The organism is Candidatus Saccharimonadales bacterium, assembly GCA_039928925.1.
Taxonomy (GTDB): Bacteria; Patescibacteriota; Saccharimonadia; order Saccharimonadales; family Saccharimonadaceae; genus UBA6022.
In genome coordinates, this window is sequence record JBDSSF010000001.1 from 194,433 (window position 1) to 214,156 (window position 19,724).

Here is a 19,724-nt window from a genome sequence, read left to right on the forward strand (position 1 = left end):
GATACTATATAATTACCTTAAGTGAAAAAAATATCGATAGAGATGAGTCAAAATATCTTACTTGATCAGACTATTAATAGTTTTTTCGAAAGATCGATTGAATATGCGACACGCCTTGACCCTTCTTATCGCCAACTTTGGGAAGTTCTGTATGGTTTAATTCGTTCCGGTGGTAAAAGGCTTCGTCCAAAAATGACTCTAATGGCATATGATGCATTCGGAGGCACTGAAACAAACAAAATAGTTCCAATCGCGGCTGCACAGGAACTTTTGCATTTTTCGCTACTGATTCACGATGATGTTATTGACCGTGATTATGTACGTTATGGCGTATCCAACATTGCTGGCCGCTATAAAATCGCATATTCACAGTATATTACTTTAGCCGAAGATCAGACGCATTACGCACACAGCGCTGCAATATTAGCTGGAGATTTAATGTTGTCTGGTGCTCACCAATTGATTGCTTCTAGTGAGTTGAATGATCAACAGAAGATGGTAGCACAAAGGTATTTATCAACAAGTGTGTTTGAGGTTGCCTGCGGTGAGTTACTGGATACTGAACTTAGCTTTACTCCATATACCAGCGGAGACGCGCTTAAGGTCGCGAAATACAAAACAGCAAGTTACTCATTCGTATCTCCATTATTGACGGGCGCTTCTCTCGCGGGTATCGACCATCACAAGGCAGAAGCGCTGCGATCATTTGGTGAGTCACTCGGTATTGCTTATCAATTAGTAGATGATTTGCTTGGTGTATTTGGTAGCGAAAGTGAAATTGGAAAATCAACTTCAAGCGATATTATAGAGGGCAAGCGTACGTATATGGTCGAGTTTGCGCTCACATCACTCACAGAGAATGAAAAGTCTGTTTTCATGCATGCATTCGGCAATTCAAATGTAACCGCACTTGAAGTTGAGAACATTAGACAGTTACTCGAGAAATCTGGCGCAAGATCCGCTACTGAGCAAAAAATTGACGAATATGTGAAAAGTGCCTTAGACTCTCTTGCTCAACTTGAACTTGAGCAGCATCACTACGATAAATTCGCAAGCTTTGTAAATAAAGTTATTGAGAGGTCATCATAATGGATTTGTACGACCAAGTCGCCTATGAAAATAGTCGCCATTTAACACTAAGATATTCAACATCATTCGGTATAAGTAGCCGTTTTTTTAGTAAATCTATAAAAGATCATATCTATGCAATCTATGCGCTTGTCCGTATTGCTGACGAAATCGTTGATACATATGCAGGTATTCATGGGCCAAAACTCTTGAATGAGCTTGAAGAGCGAATATATGAAACACTGCAGACTGGATATGACACCAATCTTGTTATTCACGCATTTTGCAAGACTGCAACAGTATATGGCATTGATAGAACCCTAATTAAACCTTTTTTTGACAGCATGCGTATGGATTTAACACCTCAGTTGTATAAAAGTGTGAATTACACTAAATATATTCATGGATCTGCTGAAGTTATTGGGCTGATGTGTCTCAGGGTATTTTTAGATGGTAATAGCATTAGTTATAATGAACTTATGCCGGGAGCTACTGCACTTGGTTCAGCATATCAAAAAGTCAATTTTCTTCGTGACCTCTCTACTGACTATAAAGAACTTGGACGTATTTATTTTCCACAGGTGACTTATGATACCTTTAATGAAAAGCAAAAGCAGATTATTATTCTTGATATTAAAAATGATTTTTCAAAAGCAATTTTAGCTATTAATAAACTGCCTAACTCAAGTAAAAGGGCAACATTAATCAGCTATGTATATTACTCTGAACTTCTTAAAAAACTTGAACGTACTTCTGCTGAAACGATCAAGCACAACAGAGTCCGTATTACTTCCATACGTAAATTGATACTAATGATTAAAACAGTATTGTTTGGAGTATTTAAAAAATGAGTCAAAAAGTTATTATTATAGGCGCCGGTATTGGAGGTATTGCAACGGCTAATTTATTAGCAAAGGCAGGCTACGACGTAGCTATTTATGAAAAAAACTCTCAGCCTGGTGGCAGAGCTGGAAAAATGATTGTAGACGGTTTTACGTTTGACACCGGACCATCCTGGTATTTAATGCCAGAGGTTTTTGCGCATTATTTTTCACTATTTGAAAAGTCAATTGAAGAGGAATTAGACTTAGTACGGCTTTCTCCCGCATATAAAGTTTTTTTTGAAAACAATACACCGATCACTATTACAGGTGATAGTAAAACAGATACTGAAACGTTTGAAACAATTGAGGCTGGAGCTGGTGCTAAACTAAGCACCTATATTGATAAAAGTAATGACATTTATCAACTTTCGCTAAAACATTTTTTGTATACTAACTTTTCATCATATCGAGATTTTATGAAACCAGATATTTTACAAAAAAGTCACGTGATGGCAGGACTTGCTATTACTCCAATCGATAAATATGTTAGTAGATTTGTGAGTGATCAACGACTTAGGCAGATATTAGAATACCCAATGGTTTTTTTGGGTTCGTCACCATTTTCAGCACCGGCTATCTATAGTCTTATGAGCGCACTTGATTTTCGCGAGGGAGTATTTTATCCACGTGGCGGGCTATACACTATAATCGAGCATCTTGTTTCAATCGGTAAAAAGCTTGATGTTACATATCATTATGATTCACCAGTAAAACAGATTAAAGTAAGTCATCAAGCAGCAGCTGGTGTTATTCTGAGCGATGGAACACATGTAGATGCAGACATTGTTATATCTAATGCTGATTTACACTTTACGGAAACACAGCTCCTTCAGCCAAAGTATCAGTCTTATCCAGCCCGATATTGGAATAAAAAAGAATCAGCACCGAGTGCTTTATTGATGTATCTTGGTTTGAAGGGTGAGCTATCTGAACTTGAACATCATAATTTGTTTTTTGTTGATGATTGGAAACAAAATTTTGAAGATATTTTTGGGAATAAAAAATTGCCTTATCCAGCTTCTCTATATATTTGTAAGCCAAGTGCAACCGATACATCGGTTGCACCAAAAGGTTATGAAAATGTATTTGTATTAGTGCCACTTCCTTCAGGAGTATCTGTCGCAAAAAAAGATATGGATGGACTCGCTGATAAATACTTATCGCTGATTGAAAAAATTACTGGTGTCTCGGATTTACGCAGTCGTATAGTAGTTAAAAAATTATTTGGTCCAAATGATTTTGTTAATAAGTTTAATGCATGGCAGGGTACTGCGCTCGGTCCATCGCACATACTGCGTCAAAGTGCAATGTTCCGTACACCAAATAAAAGTCGCAAGCTCAAAAACCTGTATTATGTAGGCGGCTCAACGGCACCTGGTATAGGCTTACCGATGTGCCTCATTGGTGCGGAGCTAATTTATAAAAGACTGGCGGGTGATAAAATCGGTGGTCCAATCAAAAGTGTCATAAATTTTGTTGGAAAAGTTAAATGATAGGATTTACTTATTTAACTTTTTTAGTGTTTGGAATAGTTGGCGTCAGCTTTATTGATCGCCGTTATAAATTAGCATATTGGTGCGATCGTGCGCAGACACTCAGAACATTAGCGATTTGCATAGGTGTTTTTATTGTCTGGGATGTTCTAGGCATTGCACTTGGTATATTTTTTCATGGAAATAGTAATCTAAGCTTACCGGTCCGCTTGTTGCCGGAATTTCCAATTGAAGAGTTGTTTTTCTTAACGCTTCTTTGTTACAGTACATTAGTAATTTATCAGGGAATATCAAGAAAATGGTAACATACTTAGTTCTCAACATAGTATTTATACTAGTCATTTGTATTTTGGCTCGAGTCAAAATACGCCGCCCATTTAAAGCAATAATATTCACGATGATTGCATTGCTGATTTTGACGGCTTTATTTGACAATTTAATCGTGGGCTTTTCAATTGTTAATTATGATAATAACAAGATACTTGGCATTCGGATCGGAGAAGCACCTATAGAAGACTTTGCTTATGCATTCCTAGCTGTCATACTCGTGCCATTCATATGGTTACGGCTTGGTAAAAAGAATGTTTAGTAATATAAAGAAATTATTTTTTATCGCACGACCAGTTTCATGGCCGAATACAGCATACCCATTTGCGGCAGCCTACTTAGTCACAGGCGGTACAATTAGTCCAGTATTTTGGATCGCAACATTGTATTTCTTAATACCATATAACTTACTTATGTACGGAGTGAATGATGTATTCGACTATGAATCAGATATTCTTAACCCACGTAAGGGTGGCATAGAGGGCGCCGTCGAGCAAAAAGCGTTCCATCCAATTATATTGTGGGCGACAATAATCACTAATGTACCTTTTATCATCTATCTGCTCTTCATCGGAGCGCTTTTGTCGAATGTCGTTATTTTGCTACTCATATTCTTTGTACTTGCGTACTCTATTGCTGGTTTACGATTCAAAGAAATTCCCATTTTAGATTCTGTCACTAGTAGTATTCACTTTGTAGGTCCTATGATTTATGCCATGGTCTTAACTGGTTTTATGACAAATTATATCGCTTACGTAGTGGCATTCTTTTTATGGGGGATGGCTAGTCACGCGTTTGGAGCTGTACAGGATATTATCCCTGATCGCGCAGGTAAGCTTGCATCAATCGCAACTGTCTTCGGAGCCAAGGCAACCACGCTCATCGTGCTAGCTCTCTACATGTCTGCAAGCTTGATTATTATCATGCAACCTTGGCCATCCCCAATTATTGGATTAATAGGACTTATCTATGTGTTTAATATTTTACCTTACATCAACATAACTGACAAAACATCAAACCGTGCGAATAAAGCTTGGCGTCGCTTTATCTGGTTAAATCTATTTTCAGGGTTTGTAATTACATTGTTTTTCATAGTAGAGTTCATTTAGTCACTAGTAACTTTGATATATGAACATCTATTATGAGATTCATAATGGTGAGTCGATTATTCAAAGATCACGGCATAACAAGTAACGAGCGAGCGCACTTAGAACTTATGCAAGTTATATTCTTCGATAAGGAAGTATTAATGAGCAGGACACCTTCATGCGAGGTTTAAATATACCGCTTTTTGTAAAAAATAAACTTATATATCGGACAATAATGTATGATCATTGAGATATTTGAATGCGGAGTTACGTATAATGAGCATGATGGAAGAAAAAGATTGCATAGCTCAAATACTATTAGGTGATACCGAACGATATCGTGAACTTGTAGAGCGATACCAAACAGGTCTCATTATTCATTGTGAGAATATTCTCAAAGATCGCCAAGACGGCGAAGATATAGCTCAAGAAGCATTTATTAAAGCGTATAAGAAATTGTATGGATTTGAAGCAAATAAAGCGAGCTTTTCTACATGGCTGTACCGCATAGCTACAAACCTATGCATCGACTCGCTCCGAAAGAACAAACGAAAAGTACACGTTAAAGACATAGAGTTTCACCTTGAAGCTATGCTTCCAAAGCATATTGAGCAAGAAGAAATTGATCACATACGTAAAATTGTTACAGAACTCGAACCACCAAAATATGCGGAAATTGTCAAAGCTTACTTCTGGGAAGGCAAAAGCTATCGAGAACTTGCAGAGTCATACGATACGAACACCAGTACAATTAGTACGTGGATGAGCCGTGCAAAATTGCAGTTGAAGGAGAAGCTTGTATGAAAGATCTAAACTTCGATGCGCTTTTACTCGCTGCTAAGCCGGGTAGCTATTCAAGGAACCTTAAATTTACGGATACAGTAATGCAAAAAGTGCAGCATTATGAGATATTATCGTCTGCCGTTCGTAAAATGGATGTCAATAAAAAGGAGACATTCATTATGAAGCTTAAACATTTACCTCGAATTGCTATTGTGGCAATTGCGATAGGAGCCTTAGCGCTTTTAACGGGCACGACATATGCGGTTGTGCAAACAATTCAAGAACATGCCAATATCAAAATTGAAAATTCAAAAACGAACGAGTTTGGTCGCCAGCAACTTGATGTATCATTTCAAGGATGTAGCCTTCCCAACGACAAGAACACTACCTATGAGCTAAAAGAAGGTGGTGGTTTGAGTGCTGAAGATGGCGTTAAGGCATTGCAAGCGAGTTGCGACATGGTTCACGTAGGTGATTGGATGAAGAATAACGTATTATCACCTGATCAGCCGCCGGCGTTCCTCCTTGATCAAGTGGATACAGTAACTGCCATCAGCGATACTTCGATCACTCTCGCTAAATTTGGAGAGAAACCATTTCCTCAATCTTCAAAAGTTCTGCTTGTGGACTCAATTATCGAACGCAAGGATTTGAAAGTAGGTGATACAGTATTTTACTATCCAGACACACGCAGCCGTACTTACGCGGAGCACGGTTCAAAGGAAGTGGCAGTGTTCAAAGTCTCTCAGACTGCAAAATACTACGGATCGGATATTCAGTCGTATGTGAGCCCTAGAGGTCCTTGTCACCTTAATCCAGAGCGCACATGTCTACAGAGTAATCATATTAATCAAACTACTTTGATTATCGCTTCTGGGGGAGGAAAGCCAAGTATTAATCAAACCGAGGTGCCGAAAGAAGTACAAGGTAAGCTTATTAGTTACGACGCTTCACAGTTCAAACTGGACGTCGGAAAAGGTGTTATATATACCTTCTCTACTACTTCAAACATTTTTGATTATTTCAATTGCGTGAAGGTCTACAACCTAGCATCTTTTGATGGCATCTATGCAAAGACAGACCCGGAAGCCCTCAAGATTATTGTTGGTGACAACATTGATTTATTTTATCTTGAAGCAGAAGACACCGCTAGCCACGATATTGCCTGGTCGCAAATGACAGGAATAACTTTGCAGGTTGAGCGAATCCCAAATAATCTAGATGTACTGAGGAAATATTAAATATACAGATTAGAATACCCATTTAGGGACGTAAACACGAAATAACAATTAGATAGCATGCATATCTCTGGGATCAAACTAATAAAAATAGAATCGCGAAAGCGATTCTATTTAAGGTCTATGCAAAAGCACGATTAGGGACATGGGTCGCATTTTGTGATATTACATCTGGCTGAGAATACAAATTATAAATTTGCCTGCAATATTATAGCCATTATTTGCGTATAAGGAAAGGAACACACGAAAGAGAGTTGCGTATACTATGAACATAGTGAAAGAAAAATTAATTATTACAAGAGTGCTCGAAGGCGAAACTGATTCATATCGGGAGCTTGTTGAGCGCTACCAAACCGGCCTAATTATTCATTGCGAAAATATACTCAACGATAGGCAGGATGGTGAGGACATGGCGCAAGAAGCATTCATCAAGGCATTTAAAAGTTTGAAAACATTTTCGAGTGAAAAAGCGCGATTTTCTACATGGCTCTACAGAATTGCTAGCAATCTTTGTGTCGACTTTTTACGAAAAAATAAGAAAGTTTTTAACGTAGAAGATATTGAGCGATACACCCAAGCAATCGACCCGGCTTATATTGAGATGGATGAAATCGAGAAAGTTCGTATGCTTGTCGAACAACTTGAGCCTCCTAAATACGCCGAGGTTATTAAAGCTTATTTCTGGGAAGGTAAAAGCTACCAGGAGATAGCAGCCATTTTCAATACAACGACAAACACAATCGGCTCTTGGATTAATCGAGCAAAATCACAGCTCAGGAAGGAACTATCATGAAAGATATGCGACTTAGCGGCATGCTTATAGCGGCAAAATCGAAAAAATATGAATTAAACCACATTTTTACAGATAAGGTCATGGATTCACTCCACCCATCTGCAATATTTACAAAGCAAATACGTAGTATGAATGTCAATAAAAAGGAGACATTCGTAATGAAATTAAAACACTTACCAAGAATGACGGCTATATTACTCGCTTTCGGAGCATTGTTCTTGCTGACCGGTACAACGTACGCTGTTGTTAAAACCGTTGAAAGCCTCGCGCAAGTCAAAGTGAACCAAACAGGTACAAATACTTTCGGTCGAGAAGAGTTAAATGTTAATTTAGAGAACTGTGGAGGAAAGACTACCGACGGAACGAAGTATGAACTTACTAAAGGAAGCGGGCTCAGTAATGATGATGCAGCCAGAACTCTCCAAGCAAGATGCGATGTTGATGCCATTAACAACTGGATACTCGCTCATCCTCAATGGTCTTCATCACTGCCATTTTTAGCTTACAGCAGTAAAGCAGATACTATCAGTTCTATAAATAGTGACTCTATTACACTAAAGGAGGGTGGTGTCAAAAAACTCACGAACGACATGGTGGTGGTATATGATAATAATGAAGTATCAAAAGATACGCTCAAAGTAGGTGATTCGGTTATTGTTTTCCCCGATGCTTCGAGTCAATTAATGACCAAAACTCCTCTCCCTTTGAGTATCTTCGTCGTGTCTCAACCAACTAAATATTACAGTCACGACTACCAATCCTATGTAAACGAACGTGGACACTGCCCTAACAATCCTACTCGTGAATGTTTACTTAACGGCAGTAGGGATTACACGGCACTAATGGTTGCACATGGTGGAGCTTATTACGGCCACGTAATCCAGAAGCCAGGAAATACCAAGAACGTTCAAGGTAAAGTCCTCTCATACGATGCCAACGAAATAAAACTCGACGTAGGAGGTGGCGTTGTGTATACAGTCCATACCCAGTCAAATGTGATCGATACTTATAACACAATCACTGTTTATACGCTTAAATCATTGGACGATATATATGCCTACACTAAGCCTGAAGATATAAAGATCTATAAGGGTGATAGCCTTGATATAGCCTACGATGAAGATCCTAGCCAGTCCTCAAGCAATATTCTATATTCAAATCTACTTGGCATACAGCTGGTAGTGGAGCATGTGCCAAACAATACAAATACAGTTCAGTTGAGAAAATATTAGACTATAGTGAGAGGTATACAATAAAAATAGAATCGCTAATGCGATTCTATTTTTTGCTCATGCAAAAGCACGATTAGGGATATGGGTCGCATTTCGCGCCGTCGCATCTGGCTGGGGCTAGTGGAAGTGTTTCGAACTGAAGATATTACTATACAACCGGCTTAGCTAGACCTTCGACCCTTCTTACATTTGATAGTTTTAGTAGTTCATTTGGGTTGAGCAATATCTTGCTACTACGATTTCCGCCGCCCATGACTACTTTTAGCTGACCAAACACTGCACCATCAACGTATATCGGAATGTTATCTATTCCTACTGCTGTCACCCCACCAATTTCCATTTCTGAAAGCTGTCGCGTAACTTCAGCATCAGCAAAGGACGCCTTCTTAACTTCCATCAGTTTTGTAACTGCTTTATTTACGTCTAATCGAGTTGAGGCTAGCACTACACATACTGCATATCGAGTGGGCTCTATTTTTCTCGATGCAACGATTATTGTGTTGGCACCTTGCTCGATGGTGAAGCCATATTTTTCCGAGAATACAGCCGTATCAGCAAAGTCAGGATCGCAAGCAATTTCCTCAACCTCAAGATTATTGAGAGTCACAGTATTAGCAACTTTTTCATGTAGTATCGTCATTACTTTACTATAACAAATATAACTCCGTAACAGGAGTTGTTTAAGCATAATCATCTTGGCTGGGGTTAGTGGATGTGTTTAGAACTTATAGCGTAAATACTATAAAGATCTAAATATTAAATCACTATAGTTTTTACCCGAGATTGAACGCTCTCGGGCGGCGTATTTGACAACAACGTTGATCGACAATGGGACCCAGTAGAATCAGATCTCAGATCTACTAGACCCGATACCAAAACCCTCAAATCCCGTGCCGTCTAACCAGTGGCTTCCATCTTCACCCTTTCTGACGATGTAATATGGCACGTCAAGTTCAGTCGCATCATCAATGCATCCCCAGAAGTCAAGGTTAGAATGTGTTGCATCAGGCTCTTCTTGAACTATTGCATCAATGCCAGCAAGACCTTGATCTCCGAACAAGGTGATCAGCAAGTCCTGCTTGATCTGGTCATAACGAGCATCCCATTTCAACTCATCGACTGGTGTGCCTTTCATATCAGCATCGACTTGACGCATGACATCTTCAATCGAAGGGATCGGACCCTTAATCCGCAACACTTGCGGCTTCATACCAGCCAACTGCATTGCTTGACGCATTCTAGAATACTGCCGAGCCCTTACGCTGCCAAGGACTAAAAGAATTCCCATGGTAGGTTCCTTCGTTCAGTGCCGCTAGACTGTCTAGCTTAGCAAAGATGAGTCGAATTAGTGACAACTATTCTTTGCTAAGTTAGACTATTATTGTCAAATATACGTAAACAAATTTTTAAATAAGTTTACTACTGATATATTATCACATTATGAAGATTTTGCAACTTCGTGTACAACACTGAACACATAGAAGTACATATACTATTATTGATGATAACTTCAATCATTATAATCGATATTAGAGAAAACTAATGACTTCCCGAAGAAAGTCGCACATGTGTTTGCTGATCAAATTGCAGTTATTTCTCAATGATTTTTGTAATCGTAAGTTTTTTGTTTATTATAATATTATCACTAAAGAAATGTATGAGAACAAGCTCAATGACCTACGATCTACACAACTTGATATTGAGAGAAGAATTGCCAATCTTGGTACAGCATCAAAAGAGTTCTATGAAAATACTCAGAGTGTTATGGAGATCGCTCGTGATGCACCATTAACGCTTCTCAGTTCGAAGATTGATAAAAGACGAGCACTCATGACTTTGGTACTTTTGAACTTAACTATATACGATGAACAACTGAGGTGGGAATATAAAAAGCCATTCAGTTTAATGGCTTTTTATACAGATAATGACTCGTGGCTGGGGAAACGGGATTCGAACGACTACTGTAAACTACCTCCTGATCTAAAGGTTCGTCGTATGGTAGCTTGGGTGAGAACTGTTTGCAAGTTCAATATCGTTATTCAGTAATTTCATTATTCCAAGCAATATTCTTCACTACCTGCGACAGCCGATATCCATTCGTGTGTAAACAAATCCCTAAGTACGAGCTGAGATTATTTTCACTAATTCGTAGAAGCACCCGCCGTTTCGTCTTCGTCCGGAGAGTAATCGCATATGGTCGCAAGACATGTCCCAAGAAATCAATTCCCTGATGCCATGAACGAATAGACACTTTATCTGGATGCAACCCTAGCATTAAATTATCTCTCAGGAATATTCCGATCGGTTCGATAAGCGATTCTAAATACGCTTTGTCTGTTGAAACGATGACAAAATCATCACAGTACCTAAGGTAGTGTTTGATACCGAGGGTTTGTTTCATAAACCAGTCGAGTTCGTGCAGATAAATGTTAGCGAATAGCTGGCTTGTGACATTGCCAAGTGGAATGCCTTTTCCGTTCTCATGTCCGTGACTGAGAATAATCGTCCGTAGTAATTCTATGGTTTGTTTGTCATCAACCCTTAACTCAATAAGACGCATAAGAATTTCGTGATCGATCGAGGCGAAGAATTGTCGTACATCACACTTAAGCGCATATACCTTCTGAGTATTATTACGGCTTGCCTGACGAAGGAACAACCCCAGTCGTGCCACACCAGCATGCGTACCTTTACCGACTCGACATGAATAGCTGTCGTGAATAAATCGTTTTTCAAATAATGGCTCAGTCGCCGAAACAATCGCTTGATGAACAAGCCTGTCCCTTACCTTTGCTTTGTGGATCTTTCGAGTTTTTGGGTCGCAAATCGTGAATGGTTGGTAACTTCCGTGTATGTAACTATGCGTTTCGAGGTCTCTGCTCAAAATGTGGATGCTTTCAGTAATGTGCTTTTGATACTCGCCAACATCAAAACGTGATTTCTTGCCTGTAGAAAACTTTTTCCATGCTTGCCACAGTGCTTTTTCTGAACTGATTGTAGTAAAATCGAAAGAATGAACAGACTTTCTGCTAATCCGACCCCCCCCGACAGCTTTGACCACAAGATCAAGGTCCAGCTCAAGTTGCCTGGGCAGTTTCAAAACATTCCCGTCATTGTCAGTTTGTATCAACTTTACAGCTCCTTTCACGACGAATTAATAAATTTTCCTAAGTCAGAACGCTATAATCTAGGCGCAACTTGCCAAAACGAAATACTAGAGATTATGAAGCAATGTTTACGAGCAGCAGGCTCAAGCAAGATTGAATACAAAGCTACAAATCTAAAAAATGCCTCAGCAAATCTCGACACCCTAAGACTGCTCTTGAGTCTCTGCAAAGATTGCAGATGTATCTCCAACCAATCCTACCAGCAGCTCGATTCCAAGTTATCTGGAATCGGTCGCATGCTGGGAGGCTGGTTAAGATCTATTTCGAGTAGTCCCTAACGACAGGCGAAGACCAGTTGTCATTGGCATTGTCAGCGTCGTTGGCGTTCAGGTTCACCCCGAGGTCGAGGACCCACCGGTTGACGTACGGAACGTTCGACCAGTCGGAACCGTACTTCGCCTGAAGGCCAGAGAGTTTCGGATAGGGCGAGCCCTTTCCGTCCCAGCTCATGGCCCAGTCAGGGTCAAGGACGAGCTTCTCGAGCACCTCGATGCTCGCGAGTCGCACCTTGTCCTTCTTGGCCAGCGAGAGCGCATCCTTGGGGGATTTGCCCTGATAGCCGTTCGGATCGAAGTGGACGAGACGCAGGACACCAGTCGGCTTCATACCAGCCGCGTACTTGAGCGGCGTTTCCGCCGTCGGATAGCGATACTTGGTGTATCCAGCGGGAGGCACGAATGCATCCCACAGGCGACCGAAGCAGCTCGAAAGCGTGTAGCCGAAGCCACCGCTGACGAGAGGTGTGTCCGTGTCGGTGAAGGGCTTGAAGACATCCGCCTGCTGGAGGATGCGCTCGCGCGTTTCCTCGTCGATGACGACGCCGAGTTCTTCCCAGCGGGCAAGCTGACGCTCGACCCACTGCACGATGGAATCGGTGGTCTTCTTTGTGGGATAAATCCCGTCGAGAATGCCCTGAGTTGCGTCGAGGACATCTTCGACAGTGAGACTACCCGCCTTGAGACGCCGCGAGATTTCATTCTGGCGAGCCTGAAGGCTGAACAGCTGATCGGTGGTGGTCACGAGAGACCCTTTCTTTGGATTGCCGTAGAGGCTCATCGACACACATAATGTGCATCAACGATCTCAACTTATCATTGAGAACGGCGTGGTATATTCAGTGCTGATATCAATACACAACGCCGTCCTCAGGGGAATGCTAGATTATTAAGGTTCGGGTACATTATAGCATAAATGAGTGTATTTTGCAATATACACAAGCGTTTTGCAAATAAAAAGCTCCGCCAAAGGAAGTACCTGGGATTCGAACCAACTTATCTCTGTTAGTTATTTTTAACTCAAAATTAAACAAGCACCCGAAAGTGCTTGTTTTTGTTCATCAGAGACCTTTCCAACAGATTGAAGGATGTGGGTCTCATTTTGTTGTGTCGCATCTGGCTGGGGCTAATGGATATGTTTAGAACTTTTAATTTATGTAGCCAAGTTTTTCAAATAGAATTCGAGACGGGGGAACAATATCATAGGATGAAAGATCTTCAGGCTTAACCCACTCAATCTTTTCTATTCCTTCAGCGACTTGAATATCTCCGCTTACGTACTCACATTCGACATCGAGATAGATGAAAAACTTTTTGATGCCATCGAGATCGTGTTTAACTTCCGTATCCCAAGATATTTTGTTCTTTACGGTTACTGTTACGCCGGCTTTAGTGCGTACTTCGGCGATGATTGCATCATCGGGGTCAACGTTTGACGTGGCCTCAGCACCAAATATGTACCACGTTTCTTTATAAGGAGGTGAGCCATCTGGTTTTTTACGCATTAAAATTGCACCATCTTTTTTCACGACACCAACGATAAGGACTTTTGTTTGCATAAAAGCTATTATAACAGACAAAAAATGACGATTTCTCGTCATTTAAGCATAATCATCTTGGCTGGGGCTAGTGGATATGTTGAGAAATTTTTAGTATCTAACTCCTATGCCTTGTATTTTACTGAGCTTATTATGTTACTATGATTACTATAAACATACCTAGGAGAAGTAAATGACAGATGTACCCGTAGATGTTAAGCCAGTGAAGGTAAAGGCATCTGATCATGACACCTATGGAGTAGCTACAATTATCTCGCTCCTTCTTCCAATTGTCGGAATTATCATGGGAGTAGTATATCTGACAAAGGACAAGGCAGAAGATAAAAAGCTAGGCGAGCATCTAATCGCAATCAGTATACTTGCTAGCATTGTTATTAGTTTCATTTGGTTCTCTTTTGTATCATCTAGAACACCATCTGTTATACCGATTAGTACTTTAGATTCACCTTCTGTTAACTTGACACCGACTAGTCCCCCTTGGGATATTGAAGCTGCGTATGTAAAGATTAGCAAAGGAATGACACGAGCGGCAGTGGAAGCAGTGATCAAAAAACCTGCAGCAAATTGTGCAAGAAGTGAACAATCCGGATCAGCAGATCAGTACGCTTCATGCTCATACGGGGGAGCAGGGGATCATGGTATAATCGTGATAAATTACGTTAACGACATTGTAACATCTACAGAAAAATCCACTTATTAGCCTACACTAGTGATTAATCATCATGTACTTAATTGACTCTGAATTCCTCTGAAATTTGTAAACTCAAGAAAAATGTGGATACCTAATATATAACTTCAGAAGTATAAGTTTACTAGAAGTGACTAGAGAATAAAAATACAATAACATAATCCATATTTCGGATGCTTATAGAACTAGTTACTATTAGAAAGCACTGTTGAATGTTTTTTTGCTCCAGTTAAGCTATGTTCTAGAAAAAAATTACTAGCTAAATTTAGAATTTGCGCTTACGAGTGCTTGAATAATCTCTTCATTCGACACATTTTTATTTGCGAATCGCACTAAAGGTAAGTGAGCCTGTTTAAATATTCTTTCAACTTCAGTATCACGCTCAATACGGTCTTTACTTTCGTGTGTATAATCATCTAGTTCTATGGCATACATTGGCTGGAGTGTAGTCTTATCGCAAAGCACGTAATCAACTGACTTACCGTTAATGTGTTTGAATGCATAGCTCCAATCCTGACCTTTAACTCGGTGTTCAAGGATTGCCGATAGGTGCACTTGAGGGAAGACATAATATCGCTCGCTCACAGCATCCTCTATTTTTGTAAAAAACTCCGACTCAGCCCTCGACATTAATAAGTTTTTAGCTGTGTATGTATAAGTATCTTTTTTACGAATCTTTCGCTCAACTTGAGAATTTCGTCGTACTAGATTAACAAATGCAGCAGCAACGATAAGAAATCCAGCTAAGAATAATACTTCCATGATTTCATCATAACAAAAATTCTCTCGAAGGAGTAGTTAAGCATAATCATCTTGGCTGGGGCAAGTCAATATGCTCAAAGCTGGCAAACAAATTTTGATCTGCATGCTGGCATCTGTACTATATAAGACATATAGATAGCCGTATTAACTAATACTAACGAAATTACGAATAAAATTTTACATTTGACATATAATGTGGACATGAATATATCATCGTCAGCTATAATCAGATACCTAAATGAATTGGGAATTAATGATACTGTTTCCGCAAAGAACGTTTTATCTGTTGCACCAAGAGAAAGACTTTTCGAAATCTCCAATGATTTAGCCGAACTTACTAAAAGATACAAATCTAATACTGGTATCGGTGATAAAAATATATTTAATTTCACAGCAAGTGGTTCAATATCGGGCAGTGGTCAAAGTTGTTCAGGCATAAGTTGTAGAATTAGCGAAGCGCGAGAATTAGGTCAATTCGCAGCACTATATGGAGATCGAATAACAATACCAAATTTCTTAGAGACTCATGGCAACATAGGCAAATCAGAATCAATGAAAGTAGATTTAGATCACTTCATAAATGTATTGCATGGAGACATAGCTGTATTGATGGTATATGGAGATTTATTAGAAACCGGTTTAATTAAATTCAGTGCAAATCAGGTAATGCACTGCACGAGATGCATGCAAAGAATGGTGGTAGGTAACGAACAGAAAACCATTATTAAAAGATATGATGAGCTGAATAAGATGACACTTAGCATGGTTCGTAAAAATGTTGTGTTTGAGCACAGTTTGAACAACAGAATCGATATCTACGACCCAAATGGATATACTGATTCGGATGGACATTCACTTACGCTTATTGATCAACCATTAATGAAAAACCTACCTCTCGGAATTATTAAAGAATCCGATGTCATAGACCTAAAATTAGCGGAGTATGTTTCCAACGGAATAGTGGATGATGTATTACAGCAAAATGTAGGACAAATGCAAAGCCGATCGACGTATCTTACGCCTAGATTAGTGGATGCATTTTTAATTGATACGCTCAATAACAAAAGTCTATCATTCGAAAACAACTCTGATTTAATGAAAAATATTACACATAACCTGCCACTTGCTAACGGAAATGATTTTATTGCTCTGGTAAACGTAAGGAGTTCCCAAATCGAGTATTTTGAAAGATATAAACACTCGCTCTCCTTGGTTTTGAAACAACTAGGCACTAATCCTAAATCTGAAGATGTAAAAGAAGCACTGGATCAGGAAGTGTTGCCGCATCTACTTAAACTTGATCAGATACTTAAGGCACATTCTGAAACAAGTATGAGTGATTTAAAAGCTATGGGGAAAATAACAGCAGTAACAGTAACCCTAGGGATAGCTGCCACTACAACATACCATCTAGATCCTAGTGCAGTAATTGGACTAGGTGCAATTGCTTCTCCTTCAGCACTTAGCGGCATAAAACATATTCTAAGGAGAAAGGAACAGCCAACCGAAGTTAAAGAAAATCAATATTATTTTTTATGGAATCAGAAACATTAATTACTTATTATTCATTGCTAACACCAAGTAATTAGTAATAGTCAGCATGACATTCGCATCCTTACTATCTTCACACTTCTCAAATTTGGCGTCATAATCTTTATGCTTGCAACAATAAGACATAATCTTATAATTAGTCATAGCTACGTAATCAAATACGAGTGTGGTCATAGAAAACGGTCCAAAAACAGGGTTTAATCCAGTAACTTCCGAATAAGTTATGCAAAGGATACACTCCCGGGGTCTACCGCGTAAAGAAACTAGCTTAATCTTTACCTGTAGTTTGCTATAATCACACACCTTTTTAGATGAACTACAAGGTATTGATGAAAAATCAATACTATTTTTAATTGGAGAAATCTATATGAATCGACATATAGGGTTATTACTTTTGACCAAAAATCAAACAAACAGTGGATTAAACTACAACCAAAAAACGTGCTTCGTTGGCGCAGAGCACTCAGTGCTGCGCCCTCGAGAGGGTGTCCTGTATAACTTGATTAATAGGACACATAAGGGGTTTTATCATGAACAATGAACTCTATAAACCAAAAGCAATAAAGGAAATTTCATACTTCGTTAATGCTCGTCAAAAAACATACAAATACTCAACCGAAATATATCTGCCAAGGCACCCATACGAAAAACTTGAAGATGGCTATGAACTATCGAATAGGCGTTCTTCGTCCGGCATACCCGTTCCGACGAGTGCCGAAGATAAAGAAGAGCGGTCGAAGCGTCGCACATACACAGCCGTAAAAGACATCGCACTTAGTAACGTATTTGAACTATTTGCCACATTGACTTTTAAAGAGGGGAGGGACAATCCAGATCTCTGCAAGCAAAAAATGAACGGTTGGCTCAAGCGACAGCGTAAACAGGATAAGTTGTTCCAGTACGTCATCGTATCAGAGTTTCATAAAGATGGAGTTTCACTACACTTTCACGCATTAATCAGTGGCTACACTGGCAAACTCGTTCGAGCTATCAATCCTAAGACCGATAGACCGCTAGTGAAAGGCCGTCGTGAAGTATATGACGTCCCAAACTACACGCTTGGACATAGTGAAGTATATGAAATAGGTGAAACCGAGGAAGACCGTATTAAAAGTGGTTTTTATCTTCTCAAGTACATCAAAAAAGATATGCCCAGCTTCAAGAATAAGAAACGTTACTGGTCGTCACGTGGACTCGATAAGCCAGTTACGATAGAAAACCCAGAGGAATGGTACTTTGCTTTCACACCAGATCACATGATTGAGAGTGAGTATGGGAAATTCCTCTTTTTCGATAATAAACGAATCGAGATATTCATACCATGAGTATGAGCCGTGAGGAGCTAGATGCTTTTAGAGAGTATGTAGAAATACTTGCGGCTATTATTGGTGATAAAAAAGACGAAGATGTATAATAAAAAGGCTCTCCAATTCAACAGACGACTATACCTAAGGAATTTTGTATTTCTGCTCTTAATGGGCGGTCGTGCCAGAAAAGTTTCCTTAGGGATGTCTGATTTGGAGAGCCATGACCGTCCATTTTTAGTTGGGAGAATTCAATGAAAGCCATCATCTTAGCAAGGGTTTCCAGTAGGGAACAGGAAGAAAATAATTCCATCCCCGCGCAAACACGCCGTCTTAATGAATACGCAGGTCGTGTTGGACTTGAAATCATCGAAACTTATCAATTAGTTGAATCTTCAACCAAAGCTAATCGAACCAAATATAATGAACTAATTGGCTATATAAAACTTTCGTCAGAAATTATCGTACTTATTGTCGATACTGTTGATCGTCAACAACGAGACTTTAAAGAATCAGTCGTGCTTGATGAATTACGAAAAAGCGGCAAGCTTGAACTCCATTTCATGCGCGAAGGTCTTGTTATCAGCCAAACATCAAACAGCTCTGAAATTATGCGATGGGATATGAGTGTAATGTTTGCAAAAAATTACGTTCAGCAGTTGAGTGATAATGTGAAACGTAGTAATGAGCAAAAGAGGCAAAATGGCGAGTGGTCTGGCAAGGCTCCATTCGGATATAAGAATATTGATCTATCAGATGGCAAAAAATGGATAGAACCACATGAAACAAATGCCGATGCAGTCCGAGATATTTATCATTGGTATGCGTCTGGGTCTTACTCGATGCAACAAGTTCGCATTAAGCTTGCCGAAGAACGTCAGGTAACACTTGCACTAAGCTCGGTAGACAGAATATTAAAAAACCCTTTCTATTACGGCATCATGCGTGTTAAAGGTGAGATGTACGCTCATCGCTACACTCCTCTCATTACAGGGAAAACATTCGACTCCGCTCAGCAGTTTTCTTCCAGGTTCAAAATAAAGCCTATTAAATATGCAGGACTGCCATATTTTTATCGAGGTTTGATTACGTGTGGCACTTGTGGATGTAGTATCACGCCGGAAAAGACAAAGAAATACATCTACTATCACTGCACCCAGTACAAAGGCAAACATGGTGCGAAGTCTACTCGTGAAGAAGTTATTACCAGACAGCTTACCGATGCCTTTAAAGCGATCCAACCAACTGAGAAGCAATACGATGAGGTAATGACTGCCTTGAAGCTCTCGAACCACGATAAGATCAATTATAAAGCCAACCAAACAGCTCATTTCCATGCCGAACTATCAAAGATAGATATACGAATGAGTAAACTTTATGATTCATACCTAGATGGAGATATTGAGAAGGATTTCTATAAGTCAAAACGCGAAGATATGAAATCACAACTCCGTTCAATAAATGACAAACTTCAGTCAATTGATAGTGCAAATGAAAACTTCTACGAAAATG

The 19,724-nt window shown here is 39.5% G+C and carries 20 protein-coding genes; 14 read left to right on the forward strand and 6 right to left on the reverse strand.

Going from position 1 to position 19,724, the window contains the following annotated elements; genetic code table 11:
* Positions 1-21 precede the first annotated feature (21 nt).
* The 10 genes from ABIS22_01030 to ABIS22_01075 all read left to right on the forward strand — a co-directional run bounded on the left by ABIS22_01030 (position 22) and on the right by ABIS22_01075 (position 8,906).
* On the forward strand, positions 22-1,089 hold the full coding sequence (locus ABIS22_01030; GenBank protein ID MEO7740479.1) for a polyprenyl synthetase family protein: 1,068 nt from the start codon (positions 22-24) through the stop codon (positions 1,087-1,089).
* Entirely contained in the window at positions 1,089-1,919 is an 831-nt protein-coding gene (locus ABIS22_01035; protein MEO7740480.1) for a squalene/phytoene synthase family protein, read from the forward strand. Before ABIS22_01030 ends, ABIS22_01035 begins: the two co-directional genes overlap by 1 nt.
* A complete protein-coding gene (gene crtI, locus ABIS22_01040; GenBank protein MEO7740481.1) occupies positions 1,916-3,445 on the forward strand; it encodes a phytoene desaturase family protein in 1,530 nt (509 codons plus the stop codon). Before ABIS22_01035 ends, crtI begins: the two co-directional genes overlap by 4 nt.
* The gene (locus ABIS22_01045; GenBank protein MEO7740482.1) at positions 3,442-3,750 is read left to right on the forward strand and encodes a lycopene cyclase domain-containing protein; all 309 of its coding nucleotides are present in this window, start codon (positions 3,442-3,444) and stop codon (positions 3,748-3,750) included. The genes crtI and ABIS22_01045 overlap by 4 nt, the downstream gene beginning before the upstream one ends.
* On the forward strand, positions 3,744-4,034 hold the full coding sequence (locus tag ABIS22_01050; protein ID MEO7740483.1) for a lycopene cyclase domain-containing protein: 291 nt from the start codon (positions 3,744-3,746) through the stop codon (positions 4,032-4,034). Before ABIS22_01045 ends, ABIS22_01050 begins: the two co-directional genes overlap by 7 nt.
* Positions 4,027-4,881: a prenyltransferase gene (locus ABIS22_01055; protein ID MEO7740484.1), complete on the forward strand. Its 855-nt coding sequence runs from the start codon at positions 4,027-4,029 to the stop codon at positions 4,879-4,881. Before ABIS22_01050 ends, ABIS22_01055 begins: the two co-directional genes overlap by 8 nt.
* Positions 4,882-5,136: 255 nt before the next feature.
* Positions 5,137-5,664 carry an RNA polymerase sigma factor gene (locus tag ABIS22_01060; protein ID MEO7740485.1) on the forward strand — a complete coding sequence of 176 codons (528 nt, stop codon included), beginning with the start codon at positions 5,137-5,139 and terminating at the stop codon, positions 5,662-5,664.
* Entirely contained in the window at positions 5,661-6,884 is a 1,224-nt protein-coding gene (locus ABIS22_01065) for a hypothetical protein (protein ID MEO7740486.1), read from the forward strand. The genes ABIS22_01060 and ABIS22_01065 overlap by 4 nt, the downstream gene beginning before the upstream one ends.
* Before the next feature lie 271 nt (positions 6,885-7,155).
* Positions 7,156-7,674 (forward strand): RNA polymerase sigma factor, encoded by a 519-nt coding sequence (locus tag ABIS22_01070; protein ID MEO7740487.1) that lies wholly within the window; start codon positions 7,156-7,158, stop codon positions 7,672-7,674.
* Positions 7,671-8,906 carry a hypothetical protein gene (locus ABIS22_01075; protein MEO7740488.1) on the forward strand — a complete coding sequence of 412 codons (1,236 nt, stop codon included), beginning with the start codon at positions 7,671-7,673 and terminating at the stop codon, positions 8,904-8,906. Before ABIS22_01070 ends, ABIS22_01075 begins: the two co-directional genes overlap by 4 nt.
* Positions 8,907-9,054: 148 nt before the next feature.
* Here the strand turns inward: ABIS22_01075 and ABIS22_01080 are convergent, their stop codons facing one another.
* Positions 9,055-9,546, reverse strand: coding sequence for a YbaK/EbsC family protein (locus ABIS22_01080; GenBank protein MEO7740489.1), 492 nt, complete (start codon positions 9,544-9,546; stop codon positions 9,055-9,057).
* Between the two features lie 204 nt (positions 9,547-9,750).
* Positions 9,751-10,194: a hypothetical protein gene (locus tag ABIS22_01085; GenBank protein ID MEO7740490.1), complete on the reverse strand. Its 444-nt coding sequence runs from the start codon at positions 10,192-10,194 to the stop codon at positions 9,751-9,753.
* 365 nt (positions 10,195-10,559) lie between these two features.
* On the opposite strand from ABIS22_01085, the gene ABIS22_01090 reads away from it, so the two are divergent.
* The gene (locus tag ABIS22_01090) at positions 10,560-10,952 is read left to right on the forward strand and encodes a hypothetical protein (protein ID MEO7740491.1); all 393 of its coding nucleotides are present in this window, start codon (positions 10,560-10,562) and stop codon (positions 10,950-10,952) included.
* On the opposite strand, the gene ABIS22_01095 is transcribed toward ABIS22_01090, so the two are convergent.
* From ABIS22_01095 to ABIS22_01105, 3 genes are all read right to left on the reverse strand, one after another.
* Positions 10,942-12,036, reverse strand: a complete 1,095-nt coding sequence (locus tag ABIS22_01095) for a reverse transcriptase/maturase family protein (GenBank protein MEO7740492.1) — start codon at positions 12,034-12,036, stop codon at positions 10,942-10,944. The genes ABIS22_01090 and ABIS22_01095 overlap by 11 nt on opposite strands.
* A gap of 295 nt (positions 12,037-12,331) precedes the next feature.
* Positions 12,332-13,129: a hypothetical protein gene (locus ABIS22_01100; protein ID MEO7740493.1), complete on the reverse strand. Its 798-nt coding sequence runs from the start codon at positions 13,127-13,129 to the stop codon at positions 12,332-12,334.
* A 367-nt stretch (positions 13,130-13,496) separates the two neighbouring features.
* Positions 13,497-13,907 (reverse strand): NUDIX domain-containing protein, encoded by a 411-nt coding sequence (locus ABIS22_01105; protein MEO7740494.1) that lies wholly within the window; start codon positions 13,905-13,907, stop codon positions 13,497-13,499.
* Between the two features lie 172 nt (positions 13,908-14,079).
* Between ABIS22_01105 and ABIS22_01110 the strand changes: the two genes are divergently transcribed.
* On the forward strand, positions 14,080-14,607 hold the full coding sequence (locus ABIS22_01110) for a hypothetical protein (protein ID MEO7740495.1): 528 nt from the start codon (positions 14,080-14,082) through the stop codon (positions 14,605-14,607).
* A 243-nt stretch (positions 14,608-14,850) separates the two neighbouring features.
* Here the strand turns inward: ABIS22_01110 and ABIS22_01115 are convergent, their stop codons facing one another.
* Positions 14,851-15,357, reverse strand: coding sequence for a DUF2726 domain-containing protein (locus ABIS22_01115; protein ID MEO7740496.1), 507 nt, complete (start codon positions 15,355-15,357; stop codon positions 14,851-14,853).
* A gap of 201 nt (positions 15,358-15,558) precedes the next feature.
* On the opposite strand from ABIS22_01115, the gene ABIS22_01120 reads away from it, so the two are divergent.
* A complete protein-coding gene (locus ABIS22_01120; GenBank protein ID MEO7740497.1) occupies positions 15,559-16,911 on the forward strand; it encodes a hypothetical protein in 1,353 nt (450 codons plus the stop codon).
* Between the two features lie 527 nt (positions 16,912-17,438).
* Positions 17,439-18,233 carry a hypothetical protein gene (locus ABIS22_01125; GenBank protein MEO7740498.1) on the forward strand — a complete coding sequence of 265 codons (795 nt, stop codon included), beginning with the start codon at positions 17,439-17,441 and terminating at the stop codon, positions 18,231-18,233.
* The last annotated feature ends 1,491 nt before the right edge of the window (positions 18,234-19,724 follow it).

Coding starts and splice junctions, on each gene's coding strand:
- ABIS22_01035 (MEO7740480.1), top strand. CDS start 1,089: ATGGATTTGTACGACCAAGTCGCCTATGAAAATAGTCGCCATTTAACA.
- crtI (MEO7740481.1), top strand. CDS start 1,916: ATGAGTCAAAAAGTTATTATTATAGGCGCCGGTATTGGAGGTATTGCA.
- ABIS22_01045 (MEO7740482.1), top strand. CDS start 3,442: ATGATAGGATTTACTTATTTAACTTTTTTAGTGTTTGGAATAGTTGGC.
- ABIS22_01050 (MEO7740483.1), top strand. CDS start 3,744: ATGGTAACATACTTAGTTCTCAACATAGTATTTATACTAGTCATTTGT.
- ABIS22_01055 (MEO7740484.1), top strand. CDS start 4,027: ATGTTTAGTAATATAAAGAAATTATTTTTTATCGCACGACCAGTTTCA.
- ABIS22_01060 (MEO7740485.1), top strand. CDS start 5,137: ATGAGCATGATGGAAGAAAAAGATTGCATAGCTCAAATACTATTAGGT.
- ABIS22_01065 (MEO7740486.1), top strand. CDS start 5,661: ATGAAAGATCTAAACTTCGATGCGCTTTTACTCGCTGCTAAGCCGGGT.
- ABIS22_01075 (MEO7740488.1), top strand. CDS start 7,671: ATGAAAGATATGCGACTTAGCGGCATGCTTATAGCGGCAAAATCGAAA.
- ABIS22_01080 (MEO7740489.1), bottom strand. CDS start 9,546: ATGACGATACTACATGAAAAAGTTGCTAATACTGTGACTCTCAATAAT.
- ABIS22_01085 (MEO7740490.1), bottom strand. CDS start 10,194: ATGGGAATTCTTTTAGTCCTTGGCAGCGTAAGGGCTCGGCAGTATTCT.
- ABIS22_01090 (MEO7740491.1), top strand. CDS start 10,560: ATGTATGAGAACAAGCTCAATGACCTACGATCTACACAACTTGATATT.
- ABIS22_01100 (MEO7740493.1), bottom strand. CDS start 13,129: ATGAGCCTCTACGGCAATCCAAAGAAAGGGTCTCTCGTGACCACCACC.
- ABIS22_01105 (MEO7740494.1), bottom strand. CDS start 13,907: ATGCAAACAAAAGTCCTTATCGTTGGTGTCGTGAAAAAAGATGGTGCA.
- ABIS22_01110 (MEO7740495.1), top strand. CDS start 14,080: ATGACAGATGTACCCGTAGATGTTAAGCCAGTGAAGGTAAAGGCATCT.
- ABIS22_01115 (MEO7740496.1), bottom strand. CDS start 15,357: ATGGAAGTATTATTCTTAGCTGGATTTCTTATCGTTGCTGCTGCATTT.
- ABIS22_01120 (MEO7740497.1), top strand. CDS start 15,559: ATGAATATATCATCGTCAGCTATAATCAGATACCTAAATGAATTGGGA.
- ABIS22_01125 (MEO7740498.1), top strand. CDS start 17,439: ATGAACAATGAACTCTATAAACCAAAAGCAATAAAGGAAATTTCATAC.